This window comes from Kribbella sp. CA-247076 (assembly GCF_050942445.1).
Taxonomy (GTDB): Bacteria; Actinomycetota; Actinomycetes; order Propionibacteriales; family Kribbellaceae; genus Kribbella.
This window is the reverse complement of the sequence record NZ_CP192051.1, coordinates 1,264,881-1,286,863: the sequence shown is the minus strand read 5'-3', so window position 1 is coordinate 1,286,863 and position 21,983 is coordinate 1,264,881. Positions and strand designations below refer to the sequence as shown.

Sequence of the window (21,983 nt, the reverse complement as noted above, 5' to 3'; positions counted from 1 at the left end):
AGGCTACCGAGTGCTCGGCGCCGGGTCCGGCCCGTCCGGGATCCAGTCGTGTACCAAGATCTCATCGCCTACGTGAAGGGTGCCTCCGGCAAGGACCGCGGCCTTCATCCCGAAGCTGACCCCGCCGCCGTAGTCCGGCTGGCGGCGGTACGTCGCCAGCGTCCGGGTCGGCTCCGGGCCACGCTTCTCCCCGGTCGCCTGGTCGACGGTCGGCACCGCGCAGCGGATCGAGCGGGCCGCGTACCCGATCTCGACCGCACCGGCCGACATCCGGAGCACCTTGTCCTCGGTGTGCGGTTCGGGCCAGCCGGTGACCACGATGTTCGGGCGGAAGCGGTTCATCGGGATGGCGTCGCCGCCGTGCTCAACGATCCGCTCGTTGAGACCGTCCAGCGAGGACAGCGAGGTGATCAGCAACGCGTGCGCGTCACCGAAGCCGGTCTGGCCGCCGTGCACTCCCCAGCCCGGCCGCTCATGCTCCGGCGTCACCCGGACCAGGGCCGCGGGTTTCCCCAGCCGCTCGGTGAACCACTCGTCCGCGGCCGCGTCCTGCACGACTCCCTGGCCGAACCACTTGCCGAACAGGCTGACGTCGCGCCGCTTGCCGTCGTACCGGATCGGGATCTCGAGGTCGGGCGCATCCACGGCGGAAAGGCGCAGGACGTCGTCGTGGACCTCCGCGTGCAGCGCGGCCATCGCCGGCAGGCTCCGCTGGCTCAGGAATGAGCCGTCCGGCTCGACGAGCATGAAGTTCCGGTCGTGGCGCAAGCCGGTCGGGCCGATCTCGGCCCGGTCCACGGACACCCCGGCCAGACCCTTCACCGGGTAGTAGGTCAGAGCGGACACCCTCGCGACGGACATTGGCCAAGTCTAGCTTGACCCCTGACACTTGCCTTGTTTGATCATGTTGAATTATGTTTGATCACGAGGAGGTGGCGATGGACGACGTCGAAGCGTTCGCCGCGGCGCTGCAGCGGGTACGGCGCCAGGCCGGCCTGACGTACCGCGAGCTGGCCGAGCACGCGCACTACTCGCACGCCCACCTGGTCCGCGCGACCGGCGGGAAGCAGCTGCCCAGCTGGGACGTGACGGCCGCATTCCTCGCCGGCTGCGGCGTCCCGGCCGACCTGATGCCGGTGTGGCGCCGCCGATGGGACAGCGTGAACCGCGAGGACGTGGTCGAACTGCTGCGGACCGCCGAGACGCTGCCGGAGCTGGGCGCCGCGCTCGCCGCACTCGCGCGGCCACGATCGTCCCGCAACCTGGAGCAGCTCACCGGCATTCCGCGGACGACGATCCAGGCCTGGTTCCAGGGGGCCCGGCTGCCCGGACGCGACCGACTCGACCGACTGATCCGCGCGGTCGGCGCGACCCCGGACGAGCGCTCGGCGGTCGCGGAGACCCTCAACCGCATCAGCTCCGGCCGACCACGCGCGGCCGCGTGACCCTCACCGCCGGAAAGTGCCCGGCCGCCGGGCAGTGCCCGGCCGCGTGACCGTCAGCGCCGGAAGGTGCCCGGCGGAGCCGACGGCGTGATGTAGCCTTCCGCGTCGGTGAGCGGCACGGCCTTCCCGGCCAGCTCGCTCAGCGGCTGCACGTCATACGGCGGCTGAGCCCGCCGCCCGGCCGTGGTCAGGTCGGGGACCGGCTGCCGGGACGCGACCAGGATGACGTTCCCGAACCCCTTGCCCCGCAACACTTTCCGCTCGGCGAGCACCACCCCGTCACCGAGCGCGGCCCGGACCGTGGCCGCCGTCCGGCGGACGAACGGCAGGCCGGCCGAGCCGTCGATCAGATTGGCGACCAGGACGCCGGTCGGCCGCAGAACCCGCGCGCACTCGGTGAAGAACTCGGTGGTGACCAGGTTCGCCGGGACCGCCTCGCGCTCGAACGCGTCCAGGATCAGCAGGTCCATCGAGTCGTCGTACAGCTCGCCGATCCCGGACCGGCCGCTGACACCGCGGACCTTGATCCCGGACCGCTTCGGCAGCGGCAGCGCCTCGCGGACGAACTCGGTCAGGTCCTCGTCCGGCTCCAGGACAACCTGGCGCGACCGCGGCCGGGTGACCGCGACGTACCGCGGCAGACTCAGCCCGGCGCCGCCCACGTGCACGACGGCGACCGGCTGTCGTCGGGGAGCGACGGCGTCGACGACGTCGCCGATGCGTCGCATGTACTCGAACGCCAGATGGGTGGGATCGGCGAGGTCGACCTGCGACTGCAGCGATCCGTCGACCCGGAGCACGAAGGTCCCGTCGGCCTCTGCCTCGACGGTCGCGGTCCCGGAGCCGACCTTGCGTTCCACCCACCCATCTTTTCAGGCGCTACTTCGCCTCGGCCTCCTCGGCCACGGCGATGTCGGTGTTGTCGGTGAACAACCCGTCGATCCCGGTCCGGCGGAACGCCGCGATCTCACCGAACAGGTTGCCCGAGTCGGCCGCGACCGCCGAGCTGTCGAACTCGGCCGGCAGGAAGCTGTTCTCCACCCGGAACGTGTACGGGTGGACGACCAGCCCGGCCCGGTGCGCGTTCGCGACCAGCGCGGTCGGCCTGCCGAGCTTGCCGGTGGCGTCGAGCGGGATCACCTGGTCCTTCGCCGGCCCGAGGCCCTTCGCGTACTTCGCCACCTCACGCAGCCCGGCCGGGCTGACGATGTCGGCGTACGTCCGCGGGTCACCGGCGGCGACGAAGTCGTACGGCGCTCCGGACGCGCTGGTGAGCTGGACGAGCGGGACCCGCAGCTGCTTGCGCAGCGCCTTCAGGTTCGACACCTCGAACGACTGGACGAACACCTTCGCGTCCGGGCGGTTCAGGCCGTTGCGGTTCAGCGTCCGCACCAGCTCCGGCTCGAGCGCCAGGCCCTGCTGCTGGAAGTACGTCGGGTGCTTGGTCTCGGGGTAGATGCCGATCGGCCGGCCGAGCTCGCGGGACAGCCGGCGGCTCAGGTCGATGACCTCCTGCAGGGTGGGCACCTTGTAGTGGCCGTCGAAGACGGTGTTGTGCTGCCGGATCGCCGGGATGCGCTCCTTGGCCCGCAGCGACCGCAGCTCGGCCAGGGTGAAGTCCTCGGCGAACCAGCCGGTCACCGCGACGCCGTCGAGCTGCTTGGTCTTCTTCCGGCCGGCGAACTCCCGGTGCTCGGCGACGTCCGTCGTACCGCCGATCTCGGGCTCGTGCCGGGCGACCAGCACCCGGTCCTTGGTGGTCACCAGGTCGGGCTCGATGTAGTCGGCACCCATCCGCGCGGCCAGCTCGTACGACGCCAGCGTGTGCTCCGGCCGGTAGCCGGACGCGCCCCGGTGGCCGACGATGACGAAGTCGTCGCGGTGCTTGCCGGCGGACGTGGCGGACTGGACGGCGGTCTCCGGTGCCGAGGTGGGCACCGCCTGCGGCACCAGGACGGCGGCCGTCACCGCGAGGGCCGAGGCCGCGACGGGGACGAACCGGCGGGGCAGCACCGTTCGCTTCATGAGATCTCCTTACAGGTCAGGAACTGCAGTCACTGTTGGGCACCGGGGCGACCACCGGGTGGCGGCCGGGTGAACGGAACCGTGCGGATGTGAGGAAGTCGGCCCTCCCCCAGCGTTGGTACCACAGCCGCGGCTTGCTAGCGTCCGAAGCACAAGACCGCACAGAAACGGAGCGTGTGTCGTGAGCACTACACCGGTGAAGGTGGCCGTTACCGGGGCCGCTGGTCAGATCGGCTACAGCCTGCTGTTCCGGATCGCGAGCGGTGCGCTGCTCGGGCCGGACACGCCGGTCGAGCTGCGGCTGCTGGAGATCACCCCGGCGCTGAAGGCGCTCGAGGGGGTCGTGATGGAGCTCGACGACTCCGCCTTCCCGACGCTGGCCGGCGTCGAGATCGGCGACGACCCGAACGTCATCTTCGACGGCGCCAACGTGGCCCTGCTGGTCGGCGCCCGGCCGCGGACCAAGGGGATGGAGCGCGGCGACCTGCTGGAGGCGAACGGCGCGATCTTCACCGTCCAGGGCAAGGCGCTGAACGAGCATGCCGCCGACGACATCCGGGTCACCGTCACCGGCAACCCGGCCAACACCAACGCGCTGATCGCCAGGAGCAACGCGCCGGACATCCCGGCCGAGCGGTTCTCCGCGCTGACCCGGCTGGACCACAACCGCGCGCTCGCCCAGCTGGCGAAGAAGGCCGGGGTGCACGTCACCGAGCTGAAGAAGATGACGATCTGGGGCAACCACTCCGCGACGCAGTACCCGGACATCTTCCACGCCGAGGTGGCCGGCAAGAACGCGGCCGAGGTCGTGAACGACCAGACCTGGCTGGAGAACGACTTCATCCCGACCGTGCAGAAGCGCGGCGCGGCGATCATCGAGGCCCGCGGCGCGTCCTCGGCGGCGTCCGCGGCCGCGGCGACGATCGACCACACCCGCGACTGGCTGCGCGGCTCGGCCGACGGCGACTGGCTGTCGATGGCGGTCGTCTCCGACGGTTCGTACGGCGTACCGGAGGGCCTGATCTCGTCCTTCCCGGTGACCACCAAGGACGGCAGCTGGGAGATCGTCCAGGGCCTGGAGATCAACGAGTTCTCCCGCGGCCGCATCGACGCCAGCACCGCCGAGCTCGGCGAGGAGCGCGACGCCGTCCAGGCCCTCAACCTCCTGGGCTGACCCGCAAACCATCAGGAACCCCCGGGGAGCTTGAACTGCTCCCCGGGGGTTCTTGCTCGATCGCCTGTCTAGCGGAGCGGGTAGGCCCCGATCACGGTCTGTTCGGTGATGTTGCCTTGGGCATCGATGAGTTTGGCCTTCAGCGACACCGTCTTCGCGGCCTTCGGGGTGGCGAAGATCGCCTTGTACGTGCCCTTGCCGGCCGGCACGACCGCGGCCTTGTGCCAGGTCGTGCCGTTGTCACCGGAGACCTGGAGCTCCAGCTTCTTCACCCGCGGCAGTTCCTCGCCCGGCACGCCGTCGACGATCACCGGCAGCACCGTCACCGGCCGGCGTTCGGCGACGTTGTGGCCGTCGACCTTCGGCTGGTACCGCAGGCCGAGCATCGGCAGCGTCGTCGGCTCCGTCGTGGCGGCCGAGGTGAACGTCCAGCGCAGGTCCGTCCTGGTGCTGAACGTCGAGTACGTCGGCCGCGTCTGCGAGCTCTCCAGCGTGTACGTCGCCTTCTCCGCCGGCAGCCCGGTCGCCTCGATGTACCCGAAGTACGGCGACTCGGCCACGACCTTCCCGTCCCGGAGCAGCGTGCTGGACTGGGTGTCCATCAGGCCGAACCCCTTGGTGCCGTCGGCGTCCGACAGCGAGTAGGCGGACAGCAGCAGGTCGTTCTCCGACCGCGACGCCAGCTCCGGCGTCGCGGTGAAGGCGGCCGCGTTGTAGCGCTCGCGATACGTCCGGCCCGCGGCGTACTCCTTCTCCGGCGAGGTCAGCCGGCTGATCGTGACCGGGAACGGGTCCTCCGGGTCCGGGCTCGGCGCGATCTCGCTGACGGTGTGATTCCAGACCGCCGGCTTGTCGTCGACCAGCACCTTCGTGGTCGCCGGCACGTCGTACGGCAGGATCACCGCCCAGGATCCGTTCATGTACGGCGCCCGGCCGTGAACCGTCCGCTCAAGTTGCCGGTCACCGGTCGCGTTCAGGGTCTGGTCGACCACGGCCAGGTCCTTCGCCTTCAGATTCCGGACGAACCCGGTCGGGAACACACCCGGCGTCGAGTCGACCTGGCCGTACAGGTACGGCGAGTTCGCGAACGACTGGTCGGCGTCCGGCTTCGCCCACTGGGACGCGACGTTTCCGGTCATCTGCTCGGGCGGGAGCGCCGGTCCTACCTGCCCGGAGTGCACGCCGTCGAACTCGAACAGCAGGGCGGACGATCCGAGCCCGCGCCGGCCGTCCGGCGAGGTCCGGTCGTAGCCGAGCACGGCGAGCGCCACTGCGGCGTCGGCCTTGGGCACGGTGACCTTGACCGGCTTCGCTGCCCGCGCGTCGAGGACGACGGTGGTGTTGCCGGTCAGCTTGATGCTCGGCTGGACCAGGGAGTAGAAGTCCTGACCCTCGCCACCCGGCCGCTCCACGACCTGGTCACCCTGGACGGAGTACTCGCCCTTCGGCAGCCGGATCTTCGTGGTCGTCCCGCCGAGGAAGGTGAACAGGTCGGTGTCCAGACCGAACAGCACGCCGAACGCGAGGGCGGGCTTGCCGTCGACCCCGACGTTGCTGACGGTGAGGTCGTAGCTCTCCTTCTCCTTGTTCACGCCGACCGCCGACACCACCGTGGTGTCACCACCGGTCGCGGTGATCCGGCCGGAGTACCCGCCGTCCGGGCCGCTGTGGTTGGTGTTCGAGGTGGCCTGCACCGACGCGGTCCCACCGGCCGGCACGGTCACGGTGGTCGCGCTCAGCGTCAGCGCGCCGGCCGGGGCCGGCTGACCGTTCGGACCCGACAACGTCGCCGCCAGGTCGAGCGTGACCGCCTGGTCGCCCAGGTTGCGGTAGGTGAGGGTCTTGGTCACCGGGGTGTCGTCGTCGTGCGGCCAGATCGCCGTACCGAAGGACACGCTGCCCGGGTCGGTGACGACGGCCTGCTTGATGCCCTTGGCAACGTCGATCCGGCCGGTGCCCTGCTCGAAGGCCGTCTGGCCGTCGGCCGGCTTGGCCGACGCCATCAGCGCGGCCTTCAGGTCGCCGGCCTTCCAGTCCGGGTGCTGCTGAGCCAGCAGCGCCGCCGCGCCCGCGGTGTGCGGGGTGGCCATCGACGTACCGGAGAGCGTCAGGTACTGGTCGCCGACCGGCTCGCCGATGATCGACTTCGCCGCCTTGGCCGCGACGATGTCGACGCCGGGAGCGGTCACGTCCGGCTTCACCGCGCCGTCACCGACCCGCGGCCCACGGCTGGAGAACTCGGCCAGGTGGTCCTGCTTGTCGACCGCGCCGACTGTCAGCGCGGAGTCCGCCGAGCCGGGCGAACCGACCGTGCTCTCGCCCGGACCGTCGTTGCCGGCGGCGATCACGAAGAGCGTGCCCGTCTGAGCGGTCAGCCGGTTCACGGCCTCCTCGAGTGGGTCCACCTCCGGGGTGTCGGTTCCGCCGAGGCTGAGGTTGACGACCTTCGCCTTCACCTCGTTCGCGGCCCACTCCATCCCGCCGAGAATGGCGGACTCAGGGCAACCGCCTTGCTCACACACCTTGCCGTCGTACAGCTTGGCGTCCGGCGCGACTCCCTTGTACTTGCCGCTCGAGGCCGCCGCGGTCCCGGCGATCGTGGACGCGACGTGGGTGCCGTGGCCGACCAGGTCCTCGGCCGACTCCTCGGTGAAGTTCTTCGCGCCGGCGACCTGACTCGCCAGGTCGGGGTGGGACTTGTCGATCCCGGTGTCCAGCACGGCGACCGAGACGCCCTTACCGGTGTAGCCGGCCTCCCACGCGGCCGGCGCGCCGATCTGCGGGACCGACTGATCCAGGCTGACCTCCCGTTTGCCGTCCAGCCAGACCTTCTCCACGCCGGCCGCGGACCGCGCCGAGGTCACGCCGGCCAGGAAGCCGGCGCTCTTCGTCTTGTCCACCTTCATCGCTGTGCCGTTCACGACCGGCAACTGACGGGTGACCGTCGCTCCCGGTGCCGCCGACCGCGGCTGGGCCTTGCCCGTATACGTCACGACGACCGGAATCGCCTTCGCCGACTTGTCGTCGTACCCGGCCTTGATCAGGCCGGTCACGTCGAACAGCCGGCGGTCCAGCCGGCCGCCGGCGACCTGGTGCTGGACGTCGGAAGGTACGACGTACAGGTGGTCCTTGGTGCGCTGCGTGCCGAAGGTGATGCCCTTGCGGCCGGGGCCCGGCTCGACCGCGGCCCGCGTGGGGTCGCCGCCGATCAGGGTGACCCGGTCGCCGGTGACCAGCGTGATCTGTACGTCGGCCTGCTGTGCGGTGGCGGTCCGGGGTTGGTGTTCGGGCGGTGGCGATGCTTGGGCCAGGCCGGGTAGGCCCAGGCCGAGGGCGGTGATCGCGGCAACGGCCAGGCCGAAGCGACGCGATCGTGGTGTGGATCGCACGATGAGTTCCCTCCCGTTCGGTTGTCCTCACGTAGGCCGATCGACCGCCTCACAGAGCGGAGCCGATCTGCCACTCATCGTTAGATGTCCGGGTACGGCCGGAGAGTTGCAGGCACCTCCTGCCATGACAGGAAGCTGCACGCTGGGTGTCCGTGCGGCTACGGCCGGCTAGGCGGGCGGAGCCACCGCCGCGTCGGGCTGGTCCGACCGGATCAGAGCGTCGGCCACGAAGCCGGACGCCTTGAGGTCCTCGATCGCCGCGTGCAGGTAGGCGACCGTGTCGGGATGCCGGGTCCTGGTCGTGCCGACGGCCTGCCGGATCTCCATGAAACGCTCGTCGATCAGCCGGACCTCGGGGTGCTCCGCGACGAACCGCGTGATCGGCTGCCGGATCCCGGCGGCCACCTCCAGCCCCTCGGCGAGGAAGACGTCGGTGCCCTCGTCGCCGCGGACGATGGTCGCGTTCTGCAGCGTCCGGGTCAGATACAGGTCGTACGCCGACCCGCGCTTCACGCCGACCCGGACGCCGGCCCGGTCGACGTCGGACACCTGCTCCAGGTCCGACTCCCGGCGGACGGCGTACACGCCCTCGATGATCACGTACGGCGCGGTGAAGGCGACCTGGTCGGCGCGCGCGGGCTCGATCGCGAGGAAGCAGACGTCCGCCTGCCCGGTCGTCAGCGCCTCGAACGACTTGCGGGCCGCGTCGAAGCAGACCAACTCGAGCGGGACATCCAGCCGGCGGGCCAGCTCGCGCGCGAGGTCGACGGTGACACCAGCCGGCTCCTCCGGCGTTCCCTGCGCCAGCACCGGGTTGCCCAGGTTGATGGAAGCCCGCAGAACACCCGTCGGCGCCAGGTCCGCACGCACACTCGTCATGCGGCGACCCTACCGCCGTTCCGTTGGCAGGAAAGTTTCCTGACGATCTTTCAGTAGAGACATTGCCGAAGTGGCCTGGAGGGATGAGGATTGCAGCCAGCTAGTCCCTGGACCGCCTGAGGGGAAATCGGATGATGCGTCGGAGTGTGGGGTTGCTGGTGGCCGCCGCGACCGTGACGGCGGGGCTCACCGCCGTACCGGCGGAAGCGCACAGCAGCAAGCGAGTGGTGGGGTACTACACCAACTGGAGCGGGTACGACCGGAACTTCCTGGTCAGCGATCTGGTGAAGAACGGGTCGGCCGCGCGGCTGACCCACATCAACTACGCGTTCGGCTTCGTCGACCAGCAGGGGAACTGCGTCAGCAGCGATCCGTGGGCCGACTACCAGCGACCGTTCACCGCGGAGCAGAGCGTCAGCGGCCAGGCCGACGAGCCGGGACAGGTGCTGAACGGCAACCTGAACCAGCTCAGGCAGCTCAAGAAGAAGTACCCCCGGCTGCGGATCAGCATCTCGCTCGGCGGCTGGACCGGCTCGAAGTACTTCTCCGACGCGGCGCTCACGCCGGCGTCGCGGGCCGCGCACGTGAAGTCCTGCCTGGACCTGTGGCTGAAGGGCAACCTCCCCGGTCTTCCGGCCGGCGCCGCGAAGGGCATCTTCGACGGCATCGACCTGGACTGGGAGTGGCCCGGCAGTGAGGGCAACCCGGGCAACGTGATCCGCCCGGAGGACAAGCAGAACTTCACCGCACTGGTCCGCGAGTACCGCCGGCAACTCGACCGGCTGTCCTGGCCGTTCAAGCGCCGCTACGACCTGACCGCGTTCCTGCCCGCGAACCCGGTCCAGATCGACAACGGATTCGAGGTCGCGAAGGTCTTCAAGGAGCTGACCTTCGCCACCACACAGGGCTACGACTACCACGGCACCTGGGAGCTGGTGACCAACCAGCAGTCCGCGATCGACGGCCCGGCCGGTGATCCGTCGCCGGTCGAGTTCAGCTCGCAGGTGACGATCGACTCCTACCTGGCCCGCGGCGCGCCCCGCAGCAAGCTGGTGATGGGTGTGCCGTTCTACTCCCAGGGCTGGACCGGCGTGACCAACCAGAACAACGGCCTGTTCCAGCCCGCCACCGGCCCGGCGCAAGGGACGTACGGGCCCGGCACCGAGGACTACCGCCGGCTCAAGGCGAAACTCGCCGGCTTCACCGTCCACCGCGACACCAAGGCCGGCTTCGCCTGGCTGTTCGACGGTACGACGTTCTGGACCTGGGACGACCCGGTCGAGATGAGGCGCAAGGCGCAGTACATCTCGGACCGGCGGCTCGGCGGCGCGATGATCTGGTCGCTCGACGGGGACACCGAAAAGGGGGAGCTGATCTCGGCGTTGCACCGTAACCTTCGCTGAGTGGATCTGAACGCACTGCTGGATCGGTTCGGCGCGCGCAGCGCCGAACCGATCCACCTCGGAATGTCGGCGGCGACCGTGGTCCGGCTCGACCGTGGCTCGGAACGCCTGTTCCACAAGGCCGGGCCGATGGTCGACGACGAGGCGGACCGGCTTGCCTGGCTGGGCTCGACCGGGTTCCCGTGCCCGCGGATCGTCGACCGCGGCCCCGGCTGGTTGCTGACCACGGAGCTGCCCGGCCGCGACACGTCCCAGCCGTGGCCGGCCGCCCAGCATCCCGCCGTACTCGCCGCGATGGCGGACTGTCTGCGTGCTCTCGACGAGCTGACGGACTGCCCGTTCCGCTCGCCGTTCCCGGGTGAGGGCGACGCCGTGACGCACGGCGACTACTGCTGCCCCAACGTCTTCGTCGACCCGGAGACCCTGCGCTTCAGCGGCGTCCTCGACGTCAGCGGCCTCGGCACCGGCAACCGCTACGTCGACCTCGCGCTGATGTACAAGAGCCTCTCCGGGACGCTCAACCCGCAGTACGGCGGCCTGCCCGCGGCCCGCCGCTTCGTCGAGGAGTACGGCGCCGACCCGGACGACCCCCGCATCGACTACTACACCGACCTGGACAACTCCGGCGCTTTCTGAGCCCGGAAGGCCCGTCGGTACGCACTCGGGGTGGTCTTCAGGGCGGCGTGGAAGCGGCGGCGGAGATTGGTTGCCGAGGACAACCCGACGCGGAGGGCGATCGTCTCGACCGGGAGGTCGGTGTCCTCCAAGAATTCGCGTGTCCGCGCGATCCTCTGCGCGAGCAGCCACTGGCCGGGCGCGACCCCGAGCTGATCGGCGAACCGGCGGGCCAGGGTGCGCGGTGAGACGTTGAGGCGCGCGGCGAGGTCGTCGAGCGTGATCGGCTCGGCGAGGTGCTCGGTCGCCCAGTCGAGCAGCGTCCCCAGCGACTCGGTCGGCTGCGCGTCCTCGACGCGGTACTGGACCTGGCCGCCTTCGCGGTGCGGCGGCATCACCATCCGCCGGGCGATCTGCGCGGCGTACGCGGCCCCGTGATCGCGCCGGACCAGCTGCAGGCACAGGTCGATCCCGGTGCCCGAGCCGGCGCTGGTGGCGATGTCACCGTGGTCGATGTAGAGCACGTCCGGATCCACGAGTACGGCGGGGAACCGGCGCTGGAGCTGGTCGGCGTACCGCCAGTGGGTCGTGGCCCGCCGTCCGTCCAGCAGCCCGGTCGCAGCGAGGGCGGTCGCCCCGGAGCAGATGCTCACCAGCCGCGCACCTCGGCGATGCGCGCGCCGCAACGCCCGGACGACGGCGTCGGACGGCTCCCGCTCGATCGGCAACCAGCCCGGGACGACGATCGTGTCCGCGCGGTCGAGGGCGCGCAGGCCCGACCGCACCGTCATCGAGAAACCCTCGGTGGTCCGGATCGGGCCCGGCCGCTCGGTGCACACGCTGAACCGGTACCGGTCGGCGCGGAACACCGCCGCGGCGCATCCGAGCTCGAAACTCGCCTGCGTCCCGGTCACCAGCGCCACCACGCGATGCATGGCACAAAAGTACCTGACCACGACTATCCAGACACTGTGGGAAAGCCTGTGGACAGCGCAGCATGGAGCTGTGGAAACCATCGAATGGACTTCTGTGGCGGACGTTTCGGTCCGCGAGCTCTTCCCCGGCATCCGGCTGCGCTCGTTGTGGCGCGCCCCGAGCGGTGCGTCCGCGCATGTGCTCGAGATGGACCCGGGCTCGACCTGGCAGGGCATCGACGTGCACGAGCCCGGCCCCGAGGAGGTGTACGTCGTCGACGGCGTCTTCAACGACGGCACCCGCGACTACCCGGCCGGCTCCTTCATCCACTGCCCAGCCGGGTCCTCCCACATCCCGCAGTCCCCCCAGGGCTGCACCCTGTTCCTCTTCTACCCCGAAGGCTGACCGCGCAGGGCAACGGTCAGTCGGTGGTGCGGAGGTTGGTGGGGGCGCCGTGGACGGCGGGGATCGAGCCGAGCTTGCCGGCCTGGAAGTCCTCGAACGCCTGGATCACCTCGGCGCGGGTGTTCATCACGAACGGACCGGCCATCGCGATCGGCTCCCGGATCGGGCGGCCGCCGAGGACCAGGACGTCCAGGTTCGGCTCGGCCTGCGGCTGCGACGTACCGGCCGCCGTACGGATCGTGTCGCCGGGGCCGAAGACCGCGAGCTGACCCTTGCGGATCGGCCGGTGCTCGGCGCCGACCGTGCCCTGACCGGCCAATACGTAGACGAGCGCGTTGTAGTCCGGCTGCCAGGGCAGCACCATCTCGGCGCCCGGGCTGACCGTCGCGTGCACGAGGGTGATCGGGGTGTGGGTCGAGCCCGGGCCGTCGTGACCGTCCACGGAGCCGGCGATCACGCGGATCAGTGCGCCGCCGTCCGCGGTGGACAGCAGTGCCGAGTCGCCGCCACGGATGTCCTGGTAGCGCGGCGGAGCCCACTTCTGCGCCTTCGGCAGGTTCACCCAGAGCTGGATGCCGTGGAACAGGCCACCGCTCAGCACCAGGTGCTCCGGCGGGGTCTCGATGTGGAGCAGGCCGCTGCCGGCGGTCATCCACTGGGTGTCGCCGTTGGAGATCACGCCGCCACCGCCGTTGGAGTCCTGGTGCTCCATGATCCCGTCGAGCATGTACGTGACGGTCTCGAAGCCGCGGTGCGGGTGCCACGGGGTGCCCTTCGGCTCACCCGGCGCGTACTCGACCTCGCCCATCTGGTCCATGTGGATGAACGGGTCGAGGTCGCGCAGGTCGACGCCGGCGAAGGCACGCCGTACCGGGAAGCCCTCGCCCTCGTACCCGCTCGGCGCGGACGTCACCGACCGGACCGCGCGCTCGCTGGCGACGGCCGGGTCCGGCTGGTGGACTCGGGGCAGGACGGTGATGTCGCTGACGGTCACGGCGGGCATGATGGTCTCCTCGCTCGGGGTAGTTAAAGAATAAACTAACCCGCTCAACTGTGCCAAGGGGGTGCGTATTCCAGGAACGAAGACATGGCAGACTCGGGCCTTGTGACGGCGCAGATTCTGGACGGCAAGGCGACGGCGGCGGCGATCAAGGACGAGCTGAAGGTCCGGGTCGCGAAGCTGGCCGAGCAGGGCGTGGTGCCCGGGCTCGGCACCATCCTGGTCGGTGACGACCCCGGCAGCCGGGCGTACGTCGCCGGCAAGCACCGCGACTGCGCGGCGGTCGGGATCGCGTCGATCCAGGTCGAGCTGCCGGCCTCGGCGAGCCAGGACGAGATCGCCGCGAAGGTCGTCGAGCTCAACGAGAACCCGGACTGCACCGGCTTCATCGTCCAGCTGCCGCTGCCCAAGCACGTCGACACCAACGTGATCCTCGGCCTCATCAACCCGGTCAAGGACGCCGACGGGCTGCACCCGGTCAGCCTCGGCAAGCTCGTCCTCGGCCAGGACGGCCCGCTCCCCTGCACCCCGAAGGGCTGCGTCGAGATCCTCCGGCGGTACGACGTACCGATCGCCGGAGCCCACGTGGTCGTCGTCGGCCGGGGCGTGACCGCGGGCCGGCCGATGGGCCTGCTGTTCACCCGCAAGTCCGAGAACGCGACCGTGACCCAGTGCCACACCGGCACCAAGGACCTGGCGTCGGTCGTCCGCACCGGCGACATCGTGATCGCCGCGGCCGGGTCCGCGGGGCTGATCACCGCGGACATGGTCAAGCCCGGCGCCGTACTGCTCGACGTCGGCACCAGCCGCAACGCCGAGGGCAAGATCGTCGGCGACATCGACCCAGCCGCCCGCGAGCAGGCCGCCTGGATCGCGCCCATGCCCGGCGGCATCGGCCCGATGACCCGGGCCATGCTGCTCACCAACGTCGTCGAAGCCGCCGAAGCGAGCCTGCAACAGTGATCGGGGCCGCAGCGGTGAACGGGCGCGCAGCGGTGATCGGGCCTGCAGCGGTAAACGGGCGCGCAGCCGTGACCGGGCGTGCAGCGGTGAACGGGCCCGCAGCCGTGACCGGGCCTGCAGCGGTGATCGGGGCCGGCGGCAACGAGAGAGGCGTGACGTGCTGATGGCGGGCGAGGCTCAGCGCCGGAGCGAGTGGCCCCTGATCCTGTCGCTCCTGGTCGCGGCGACCGGTCTGGTCGTGCTCACCTTCTACAACTGGCGCAACGGCGTCCTGGTCTTCTCCGGCGCCGTACTCCTCGCCGGCCTCCTCCGCGCCACCCTCACCGACACCGCCGCCGGCCTCCTGCACGTCCGCGGCCGCATGTTCGACACCGCCTTCCTCCTGGGCGCCGGCCTCGCCATCGGCACCCTCGCCCTCATCGTCCCGAACTGACCCCACGCCGGCCAGGTCGAAGTCGTCCATACCCAACCCCGGCTTCGGGGAGGTTCATGCACCCAGAAGGGGCGAGGATGCTCCCCGAACCTCCTCGGCGACACTCGCGGCGGCAGCCGGGGGGCGCGTGGGTGGACCGATAGTTAGTGGAAGAAGTGGCGGGTGGCGGTGAAGTACATGGTGATGCCGGCTTTTTCGGCGACCTCGATGGCGGCTTCGTCGCGGATGGAGCCGCCGGGCTGGACGACGGCTTTGACGCCGCCCTCGATCAGCACCTCGAGCCCGTCCGGGAACGGGAAGAACGCGTCCGACGCGGCAACAGATCCGGCCGCACGCTCACCCGCGCGGGACACCGCCAGGCGGCACGAGTCGACGCGGTTGACCTGGCCCATGCCGACGCCGACGGAGGCGCCGCCGGAGGCGAGCAGGATCGCGTTCGACTTGACCGCGCGACACGCCTTCCACGCGAAGGCGAGGTCCGCGAGCACCTCAGGCGGGGCCGGCTCCCCGGCGGCCAGTTGCCACGCGGACGGGTCGTCGCCGGGAGCCTGGAAGCGATCGGCGTGCTGCATCAGCAGACCACCACTGACGGCGCGGATCTCGACCGACTCCCCACCCGACGGCGCCGGCGCCACCAGTAGCCGCAGGTTCTTCCGGCCACTGAGGATCTCGACCGTGCCGTCCTCGAAGGCAGGCGCGACGAGTACCTCGGTGAAGATCTCCGCGACCTGCTTCGCCAGCTCGACGGTCACCGGGGCGTTGGTCGCGATCACCCCGCCGTACGCCGACACCGGGTCGCACTCGTGCGCGCGCCGGTGCGCCTCGGCGATGTCCTTGCCGACCGCGATGCCGCACGGGTTGGCGTGCTTGATGATCGCGACCGCGGGCTCGGTGAAGTCGTACGCCGTACGTCGCGCAGCGTCGGCGTCGACGTAGTTGTTGTACGACATCTCCTTGCCGTGCAGCTGCTCGGCGGACGCGAGCCCGCCGCGGCCGTTGCTGTACAGGGCGGCCGGCTGGTGCGGGTTCTCGCCGTACCGCAGGACCGTGGACTTGTCCCAGGTCGCGCCGACCCAGGCCGGGAAGCCGGAGCCCTCCGAGGTGTCGGTGAGCACGTTGCCCATCCAGGACGCAACGGCCACGTCGTACGTCGCCGTGTGCACGAACGCGTCCACGGCCAGCCGCTGCCGCTCCTCCAAGGTGAAGCCGCCGTCGGCGAGTGCGGCCACGATCTCCGGGTAGCGCGCCGGTGAGACCACGACCGCGACGTTCGCGTGGTTCTTGGCCGCGCCGCGGACCATCGACGGGCCGCCGATGTCGATCTGCTCGATGCACTCGTCCGCCGACGCGCCGGAGGCGACCGTCTCGGTGAACGGGTAGAGGTTGCTGACCAGCAGGTCGAACGGCTCGACCCGCATCTCGTTCAGCTGCTCGACGTGCTCGGTCTTGCGGACGTCGGCCAGCAGCCCGGCGTGCACCATCGGGTGCAGGGTCTTCACCCGGCCGTCCAGGCACTCGGGGAACCCGGTCAGCTCCTCGACCTTGGTCACCGGTACGCCGGCCGCCGCGATCCGCCCCGCGGTGGACCCGGTCGACACCAGCTGGACGCCGGCGCCGTGCAGCGCCTGAGCGAGCTCCTCCAGACCGGTCTTGTCGTAGACGCTGATCAGCGCCCGGCGGATCGGCCTGCGGTCGGTGCTCACTTCAGTCGAACCTTTCGTCCGGTGATGGTCCAGCCCTCGCGGACCAGCCGGCCGACCCACTCCACCAGCTGGCGGCGCTCGACCTCCTTGATCCGCTCGGTCAGGGTTTCTTCGGTGTCGTCGTCCTCGACGGGTACGGCGACCTGGGCGATGATCGGCCCGGTGTCGACGCCGCCGTCGACGAAGAACAGGGTCGCGCCGGCCACCTTCACGCCGTACTCGAGCGCGTCCCGCGGTCCGTGGATGCCCGGGAACGCCGGCAGCAGCGCGTTGTGGGTGTTGATGTACCGGTCACCGAACGCGGTCAGGAAGTCGTCACCGACCAGTTTGAGGAACCCGGCCGAGACGACCAGGTCGGGCTTGTACTCCGACACCGATGCGGTCAGCGCGCGGTCCCACTCGGTCCGCTCGGCGTAGTCCTTGACCTTGTGCACGAACGTCGGCACGCCGGCCGCGGCGGCCCGGTCCAGCCCGGCGATCCCTTCGCGGTCCGCACCCACGGCGACGACCTGGGCGCCGTACGCCGGATCGGCACAGGCGTCGAGCAGGGCCTGCAGGTTCGACCCCGACCCCGAGACGAGCACCACGAGGCGCGCAGGTTCGGGAGTGGGCGCAACCGGGTCTGTCACGCGCCGAAGCTTATCGCCCGGCGTCCGCCTCATCGTCAACCGGTCGCCGGGCGGCGATCAGCGCGGCCGTGATCGAGGCCCCGATCGCCATCCCCGCGGCGAGTACGCCGGCCGCCGGCAGCGCGGCCGGGATCCCGACCGCCGACATCCGCCCCGGTCCGGCCGAACCACCCGACAGGGCCATGAGCACGTAGAGCATGAGCCCGGCGAGCAGAGCCGCGATACCGCCGCGCAGCGCGAACGCGTCCCACCCCCACGCGTCGGAGTCCGGGTCAGCCAGCCCGCGCCGGGCTACCACGAGCCCCGCGACCACACCGGCCGCCAGCGGGACCACGGCCGTCAGCACGAGCAGGTACGTCGGTGTCGCCCCGTCCGCGGGTACGGCGGCCAGTAGCGGCAGCGCGGGCAGATTGCCGACGTCCACACCGGTCGGCGCGACCGTCGTACCCACTCCGAGCTGGAATCCGGGGCCGGCGAGGAAGGAGACGACGTACATGACCATGTTCGGGACCAGCATCAGGCAGATCGCGAACAGCACCACCGAGCCGACCACACCGGCGTCCAGCAACTCCAGCATCGCGGTCACCCTGGAGAAGCGGATCGCGAGGAGTACGCCGTACAGGAGCGAGGCGATCGCGATCACGGTGAGTACGGCGGCGCCCGCGGCCGGCACCGCGTCCCGGAGCCCGGCGGGGGTCGCGTCGACGATGTCCTCGGCCGCGCCGGACTCGATCAGGACGCCGATCGACCCCGCGACGAAGGCCAGCGACGCGGCACCGAAGAAGGCGGCCGGCGGCGAGACCTTCAGCGCGCCGTCGGCCGTCAGCAGGGCGATGATCAGCGCCCCCAGGCCGTAGACCAGCGCGAACGTGCCGGCCAGCACGATCAGGTCCTTGGTCCGGTCGGCAGCGCTGGTCCGGGCCGCGGACTTGCCGCCGCGGTACAGGCACCAGGCGAGGAACAGGGTCAGACCGAGCGGCGCGATGGTGATGGCCCCGCTGCCGAGCGTCACGCCGGCCTTGTGGGCCACCAGCCAGGCCGACGCCCCTGCGCGGATGGCTCCGGCCGCTCCGCCGAAGGTCGCGGCCAGCCAGCCGATCACGGCGACCGCGGCGCAGGTCAGGAGGCCGGTGAGTAGGCACGCGCCCGCGGAGATCACCGCCGAGAGTACGACCGGCTTCGTCGGGGCGTCGGGGGCGGGCCCGGGCGCCTGGTGTGGTCCGCCGTCACGGGCGCCCGGACGGCTCAACATGTCGGTCATCTGACTCCCATGGTCCACCGCGGTGGAACGCCACTCGTCCTGACACGCCGGATATGGAAGACTTCGGCCCGCTTGTTCACGCTCAGTCCGGGGGTGGACACCAACCGGTGTCAGGGTGGTGTCCGGGATCCGGCTGAGTGGGGACGACCAGGGACCACCGGGTACTGTCGGGTGGAATCAGTCAGGAGGTCGAGCTTTGGCCGGTTCCCACCGCGCACCCCGCGGCGGCAGTCGCGCCGCTGCCCGGGAGGCGCGCCGGCAGAAGGCGCGCAAACGGAACCAGACGATCGCCGCCGGGGTCGCGGTCGTGGTGCTGGTCGGCGGCGGCGGTGTCGCCGCGCTGAACGCCTTCGGCGGTGACGACGGATCCGGTCCGAAATCCGGGGCGACCGACGACAGGTCCTCGGACGCACACCTGCTCGCGGACGCCAAGGTGCTGCTCGACGCGACCACGGCCAAGCCGCTCGGCGCGGGCGCCTGGGCGGTCACCAAGACCGCCGACGGCAGCAGCGCGCCGGAGCGCTCGTTCGTCTGCCAGTCGCAGCGGTTCGCCGATCCGGCCGGGCTGCGCACCTGGGTCCGCACCTTCCAGAACTCGACCACCAAGGACACCGCCGTCCAGTACGTCGAGGTGTCGAACGACAAGGCCGCCGCGGGCAAGGCGTACACGTCGATCGTGGGCTGGCTGAGCGGCTGCTCCACGCCGCAGACCCGGCTGACGTCCAGCTACGTCACCACCGGCGTCGGTGAGCGTGGCGTGCTCGCGGTGTTCGGGCAGCCGTCCGGCGCCAAGACGAAGTACAAGACCGTCGCGGTCGCCGTGGCGGGGAAGGCCACGATGGTGCTCGAGCACGACACCGTCGCCAGTACGCCGCCGAAGCCCACGACGGTGCTGGCCGCGGCGACTGCCGGCCTGAAGCGGATCTGCGCCGAGAGTGGCGGGTGTGGGAGCGGGGCGCCGGTGGTCAAGCCCGGTCTGCTGCCCAGCACCGAGGCGGCGGGGTTCATGGCGCCGGTCGACCTGCCGGTGCTGCCCGGGATCGACGAGCCCTGGGTGAGCAGCGGGGGGACCAAGATCGGTGAAGGCACCGGGTGCGAGAGGCTCGGCCTGAAGAAGGCGAAGCCGGCGAAGTTCACCACGCTGACGTACGTGAAGCCGGAGGCCAAGGTGCCGACGGAGTTCGGGCTGGACGACACGGTGCTGAAATTCGCCACCCCGGCGGCCGCGAAGGCGTTCGCCGAGCAGATCCGCAAGAACGTCGACGGCTGCGAGAAGAACGTCTCGAACGCGAAGGTCGAGTCGACCGGCTCGGTCTCGGTCGGCTCGGTCCGGGGCGAAACCTGGCGGGCGGCGTACGACACCGGCGGCGGGAAGATCTTCACCTACCGGATCGGCATCGCCTCGATCGGAACCCAGGCGACCTACGTCCTCTTCCCGGTCCTCAAAGGCCTGGACATCTCCGACACAGCCTTCAACGAAACCCTGGTCCGAGCCGCCGAACGCTCAACCCTCTACAAGTGAAGACCCTCCAGAAGTAGGAACCCCGCCCCCTGAGGAACTTGGGGGCGGGGCTCTCAGGCACGCTGGGTGTTACTTCGTCAGGGATTGCATGATTTGGCGCATGAGGTTGGCGGTTTCGGTGGGGGTTTTGCCGACCTTGACGCCGACGGCCTCGAGGGCCTCCTGCTTGGCGGCCGCCGTCCCGGAGGAGCCGGAGACGATGGCGCCGGCGTGGCCCATCGTCTTGCCCTCGGGCGCGGTGAAGCCGGCCACGTAGCCGACGACCGGCTTGGTGACGTTGTCCTTGATGAACGCCGCCGCCCGCTCCTCGGCGTCGCCGCCGATCTCGCCGATCATCACGATCGCGTCGGTGTCCGGGTCGTCCTGGAACGCCTGCAGCGCGTCGATGTGCGTGGTCCCGATGATCGGGTCGCCACCGATGCCGATCGCGGTGGAGAACCCGAAGTCCCGCAGCTCGTACATCATCTGGTACGTCAGCGTGCCCGACTTCGACACCAGCCCGATCCGGCCCTGCCCGGCGATGTCGGCCGGGATGATGCCGGCGTTCGACTCACCCGGGGTGATGATGCCCGGGCAGTTCGGCCCGATGATCCGGGTGGTGCCGGACGCCTGCGCGGCGGCGAAGAACGCGGCGGTGTCGTGCACCGGCACGCCCTCGGTGATCACCACGACCAGCGGCACCGCGGCCTCGATCGCCTCGAGTACGGCGTCCTTGGTGAACTTCGGCGGCACGAAGATGACCGAGACGTTCGCCCCGGTCTCCTTCACGGCGTCCGCAACCGTACCGAACACCGGAACTGAGACACTCGGGCCGTCGAAGGCGGCGAATTCGACGCTCTGCCCCGCCTTGCGCGGGTTCACCCCGCCGACGATGTTGGTGCCGGAGGCAAGCATCCGGGTGGTGTGCTTGGTGCCTTCCGAGCCGGTCATGCCCTGGACGATGACCTTGCTGTCCTTGGTCAGGAAGATAGACATAGTTCAGCGATCCCTTACTTCGCAGCCAGCTCGGCGGCCCGCTTGGCGGCGCCGTCCATCGTGTCGACCCGCTCCAGACCGGCCAGGCCGGCCTCGTCGAGGATCCGGCGGCCCTCCTCGGCGTTGTTGCCGTCCAGCCGGACGACCAGCGGCTTGGTGACGTGCTCACCGCGGCTCGCCAGCAGCTCGAACGCCTGCACGATGCCGTTGGCGACCGCGTCACAGGCGGTGATGCCGCCGAAGACGTTGACGAAGACGCTCTCCACCTGCTCGTCGGAGATGATGATCTCCAGGCCGTTCGCCATCACCTCGGCGGACGCGCCGCCGCCGATGTCGAGGAAGTTGGCCGGCTTCACGCCACCGAACTCCTCGCCGGCGTACGCGACCACGTCGAGGGTGGACATGACCAGGCCGGCGCCGTTGCCGATGATGCCGACCGAGCCGTCCAGCTTCACGTAGTTCAGGCCCTTGGCCTTGGCGGCCGCCTCCAGCGGGTCGTCCGCGGACGCGTCCTCGAACTCGGCGTGCTCCGGGTGCCGGAAGTCCGCGTTCTCGTCCAGCGTGACCTTGCCGTCGAGCGCCTCGACGGAGCCGTCCTCGAGCTTGACCAGCGGGTTCACCTCGACCAGGGACGCGTCCTCGCCGATGAAGACCTCGTACAGCTTGACGATCTCCGGCGCGACCGCGTCCAGGATGTCGTCGGGGTACTTCGCCGCCTGCGCGATGACCCGCGCGGTCGCCTCGTCCACCCCGGTGGCCGGGTCGATCGAGATCTTCGCCACCGCCTCGGGGTTGGTGTGCGCGACCTCCTCGATCTCCATCCCGCCGGCGGCGGAGGCGATGCACAGGTAGTTCCGGTTCGCCCGGTCGATCAGGAAGGAGAAGTAGTACTCCTCCGCGATCGCCGCGGCCGGGACGATGTTCAGGATCTTGACGACGTGACCCTTGATGTCCAGACCGAGGATCTCGCGGGCCTTCTCCTCCGCCTCGTCCGGCGTGGAGGCCAGCTTGACGCCGCCGGCCTTGCCGCGGCCGCCGGTCTTCACCTGGGCCTTCACGACCACCCGGCCGCCGATCTTCTCGGCCGCCGCGCGGGCTTCTTCCGGCGTGGTCACGACCTCACCCACGGTCGTCCGCACTCCATGCTTGGCGAAGACCGTCTTCGCCTGGTATTCCATCAAGTCCACGACTGTGGTCCCTCTCTCGCACCTGTTCGAGTAGGCCGCGGCAGGCGGGCTGTTCCCGGA

The 21,983-nt window shown here is 70.4% G+C and carries 20 protein-coding genes; 8 read left to right on the top strand and 12 right to left on the bottom strand.

Annotated elements, in window-relative coordinates; genetic code table 11:
- Positions 1-3: 3 nt before the first annotated feature.
- Positions 4-861 (bottom strand): MOSC domain-containing protein, encoded by an 858-nt coding sequence (locus tag ACQPYZ_RS06115; RefSeq protein WP_433166134.1) that lies wholly within the window; start codon positions 859-861, stop codon positions 4-6.
- A gap of 77 nt (positions 862-938) precedes the next feature.
- Between ACQPYZ_RS06115 and ACQPYZ_RS06110 the strand changes: the two genes are divergently transcribed.
- Positions 939-1,445 carry a helix-turn-helix domain-containing protein gene (locus ACQPYZ_RS06110; protein ID WP_433166131.1) on the top strand — a complete coding sequence of 169 codons (507 nt, stop codon included), beginning with the start codon at positions 939-941 and terminating at the stop codon, positions 1,443-1,445.
- 53 nt (positions 1,446-1,498) lie between these two features.
- On the opposite strand, the gene ACQPYZ_RS06105 is transcribed toward ACQPYZ_RS06110, so the two are convergent.
- Together ACQPYZ_RS06105 and ACQPYZ_RS06100 are read right to left on the bottom strand one after the other, a co-directional pair.
- Positions 1,499-2,305 (bottom strand): spermidine synthase, encoded by an 807-nt coding sequence (locus ACQPYZ_RS06105; RefSeq protein ID WP_433166129.1) that lies wholly within the window; start codon positions 2,303-2,305, stop codon positions 1,499-1,501.
- A 19-nt stretch (positions 2,306-2,324) separates the two neighbouring features.
- The gene (locus ACQPYZ_RS06100) at positions 2,325-3,470 is read right to left on the bottom strand and encodes a glycerophosphodiester phosphodiesterase (protein ID WP_433166127.1); all 1,146 of its coding nucleotides are present in this window, start codon (positions 3,468-3,470) and stop codon (positions 2,325-2,327) included.
- Between the two features lie 181 nt (positions 3,471-3,651).
- Between ACQPYZ_RS06100 and ACQPYZ_RS06095 the strand changes: the two genes are divergently transcribed.
- Positions 3,652-4,644: a malate dehydrogenase gene (locus ACQPYZ_RS06095; protein ID WP_433166125.1), complete on the top strand. Its 993-nt coding sequence runs from the start codon at positions 3,652-3,654 to the stop codon at positions 4,642-4,644.
- A 68-nt stretch (positions 4,645-4,712) separates the two neighbouring features.
- On the opposite strand, the gene ACQPYZ_RS06090 is transcribed toward ACQPYZ_RS06095, so the two are convergent.
- A complete protein-coding gene (locus ACQPYZ_RS06090) occupies positions 4,713-8,033 on the bottom strand; it encodes a S8 family serine peptidase (protein ID WP_433166123.1) in 3,321 nt (1,106 codons plus the stop codon).
- Between the two features lie 168 nt (positions 8,034-8,201).
- Complete coding sequence (locus tag ACQPYZ_RS06085; protein ID WP_433166121.1) at positions 8,202-8,912, bottom strand: transporter substrate-binding domain-containing protein; 711 nt, start codon at positions 8,910-8,912, stop codon at positions 8,202-8,204.
- A gap of 131 nt (positions 8,913-9,043) precedes the next feature.
- Between ACQPYZ_RS06085 and ACQPYZ_RS06080 the strand changes: the two genes are divergently transcribed.
- Positions 9,044-10,315 (top strand): glycoside hydrolase family 18 protein, encoded by a 1,272-nt coding sequence (locus tag ACQPYZ_RS06080; RefSeq protein WP_433166119.1) that lies wholly within the window; start codon positions 9,044-9,046, stop codon positions 10,313-10,315.
- Entirely contained in the window at positions 10,316-10,951 is a 636-nt protein-coding gene (locus ACQPYZ_RS06075; protein WP_433166118.1) for a phosphotransferase, read from the top strand.
- Here ACQPYZ_RS06075 and ACQPYZ_RS06070 read toward each other — a convergent pair.
- Positions 10,918-11,865: a helix-turn-helix domain-containing protein gene (locus tag ACQPYZ_RS06070; RefSeq protein ID WP_433166116.1), complete on the bottom strand. Its 948-nt coding sequence runs from the start codon at positions 11,863-11,865 to the stop codon at positions 10,918-10,920. The genes ACQPYZ_RS06075 and ACQPYZ_RS06070 overlap by 34 nt on opposite strands.
- 70 nt (positions 11,866-11,935) lie before the next feature.
- Between ACQPYZ_RS06070 and ACQPYZ_RS06065 the strand changes: the two genes are divergently transcribed.
- Positions 11,936-12,250 carry a cupin domain-containing protein gene (locus ACQPYZ_RS06065; protein ID WP_433166114.1) on the top strand — a complete coding sequence of 105 codons (315 nt, stop codon included), beginning with the start codon at positions 11,936-11,938 and terminating at the stop codon, positions 12,248-12,250.
- Positions 12,251-12,266: 16 nt separating this feature from the next.
- On the opposite strand, the gene ACQPYZ_RS06060 is transcribed toward ACQPYZ_RS06065, so the two are convergent.
- Positions 12,267-13,253 carry a pirin family protein gene (locus tag ACQPYZ_RS06060; RefSeq protein WP_433166112.1) on the bottom strand — a complete coding sequence of 329 codons (987 nt, stop codon included), beginning with the start codon at positions 13,251-13,253 and terminating at the stop codon, positions 12,267-12,269.
- 102 nt (positions 13,254-13,355) lie between these two features.
- Here ACQPYZ_RS06060 and ACQPYZ_RS06055 point away from each other — a divergent pair, with 102 nt between their 5' ends.
- Both ACQPYZ_RS06055 and ACQPYZ_RS06050 read left to right on the top strand, forming a co-directional pair.
- Positions 13,356-14,213, top strand: coding sequence for a bifunctional methylenetetrahydrofolate dehydrogenase/methenyltetrahydrofolate cyclohydrolase (locus ACQPYZ_RS06055; RefSeq protein WP_433166110.1), 858 nt, complete (start codon positions 13,356-13,358; stop codon positions 14,211-14,213).
- Between the two features lie 163 nt (positions 14,214-14,376).
- Positions 14,377-14,646 carry a DUF3017 domain-containing protein gene (locus ACQPYZ_RS06050; RefSeq protein ID WP_433166107.1) on the top strand — a complete coding sequence of 90 codons (270 nt, stop codon included), beginning with the start codon at positions 14,377-14,379 and terminating at the stop codon, positions 14,644-14,646.
- A 143-nt stretch (positions 14,647-14,789) separates the two neighbouring features.
- On the opposite strand, the gene purH is transcribed toward ACQPYZ_RS06050, so the two are convergent.
- Genes purH through ACQPYZ_RS06035 form a run of 3 tightly spaced genes read right to left on the bottom strand, consistent with a single transcriptional unit; the run spans position 14,790 to position 18,239 of the window.
- Positions 14,790-16,349 (bottom strand): bifunctional phosphoribosylaminoimidazolecarboxamide formyltransferase/IMP cyclohydrolase, encoded by a 1,560-nt coding sequence (gene purH, locus ACQPYZ_RS06045; protein WP_433166105.1) that lies wholly within the window; start codon positions 16,347-16,349, stop codon positions 14,790-14,792.
- A complete protein-coding gene (gene purN, locus ACQPYZ_RS06040) occupies positions 16,346-16,978 on the bottom strand; it encodes a phosphoribosylglycinamide formyltransferase (RefSeq protein ID WP_433166103.1) in 633 nt (210 codons plus the stop codon). Before purN ends, purH begins: the two co-directional genes overlap by 4 nt.
- 10 nt (positions 16,979-16,988) lie before the next feature.
- Positions 16,989-18,239 carry a cell division protein PerM gene (locus tag ACQPYZ_RS06035; RefSeq protein ID WP_433166101.1) on the bottom strand — a complete coding sequence of 417 codons (1,251 nt, stop codon included), beginning with the start codon at positions 18,237-18,239 and terminating at the stop codon, positions 16,989-16,991.
- 196 nt (positions 18,240-18,435) lie between these two features.
- On the opposite strand from ACQPYZ_RS06035, the gene ACQPYZ_RS06030 reads away from it, so the two are divergent.
- Positions 18,436-19,761, top strand: coding sequence for a hypothetical protein (locus tag ACQPYZ_RS06030; protein WP_433166099.1), 1,326 nt, complete (start codon positions 18,436-18,438; stop codon positions 19,759-19,761).
- Positions 19,762-19,830: 69 nt separating this feature from the next.
- On the opposite strand, the gene sucD is transcribed toward ACQPYZ_RS06030, so the two are convergent.
- Complete coding sequence (gene sucD / locus ACQPYZ_RS06025; protein WP_433166097.1) at positions 19,831-20,736, bottom strand: succinate--CoA ligase subunit alpha; 906 nt, start codon at positions 20,734-20,736, stop codon at positions 19,831-19,833.
- A gap of 14 nt (positions 20,737-20,750) precedes the next feature.
- The gene (gene sucC / locus ACQPYZ_RS06020) at positions 20,751-21,923 is read right to left on the bottom strand and encodes an ADP-forming succinate--CoA ligase subunit beta (protein WP_433166095.1); all 1,173 of its coding nucleotides are present in this window, start codon (positions 21,921-21,923) and stop codon (positions 20,751-20,753) included.
- Between the last annotated feature and the right edge of the window lie 60 nt (positions 21,924-21,983).

Excerpts from the sequence above, each read along its gene's own strand:
- ACQPYZ_RS06070 (WP_433166116.1), bottom strand. The coding sequence starts at position 11,865 with ATGCATCGCGTGGTGGCGCTGGTGACCGGGACGCAGGCGAGTTTCGAG.
- ACQPYZ_RS06080 (WP_433166119.1), top strand. The coding sequence starts at position 9,044 with ATGATGCGTCGGAGTGTGGGGTTGCTGGTGGCCGCCGCGACCGTGACG.
- ACQPYZ_RS06085 (WP_433166121.1), bottom strand. The coding sequence starts at position 8,912 with ATGACGAGTGTGCGTGCGGACCTGGCGCCGACGGGTGTTCTGCGGGCT.
- ACQPYZ_RS06115 (WP_433166134.1), bottom strand. The coding sequence starts at position 861 with ATGTCCGTCGCGAGGGTGTCCGCTCTGACCTACTACCCGGTGAAGGGT.
- ACQPYZ_RS06050 (WP_433166107.1), top strand. The coding sequence starts at position 14,377 with ATGGCGGGCGAGGCTCAGCGCCGGAGCGAGTGGCCCCTGATCCTGTCG.
- ACQPYZ_RS06100 (WP_433166127.1), bottom strand. The coding sequence starts at position 3,470 with ATGAAGCGAACGGTGCTGCCCCGCCGGTTCGTCCCCGTCGCGGCCTCG.
- ACQPYZ_RS06035 (WP_433166101.1), bottom strand. The coding sequence starts at position 18,239 with ATGACCGACATGTTGAGCCGTCCGGGCGCCCGTGACGGCGGACCACAC.
- ACQPYZ_RS06110 (WP_433166131.1), top strand. The coding sequence starts at position 939 with ATGGACGACGTCGAAGCGTTCGCCGCGGCGCTGCAGCGGGTACGGCGC.
- ACQPYZ_RS06060 (WP_433166112.1), bottom strand. The coding sequence starts at position 13,253 with ATGCCCGCCGTGACCGTCAGCGACATCACCGTCCTGCCCCGAGTCCAC.
- sucD (WP_433166097.1), bottom strand. The coding sequence starts at position 20,736 with ATGTCTATCTTCCTGACCAAGGACAGCAAGGTCATCGTCCAGGGCATG.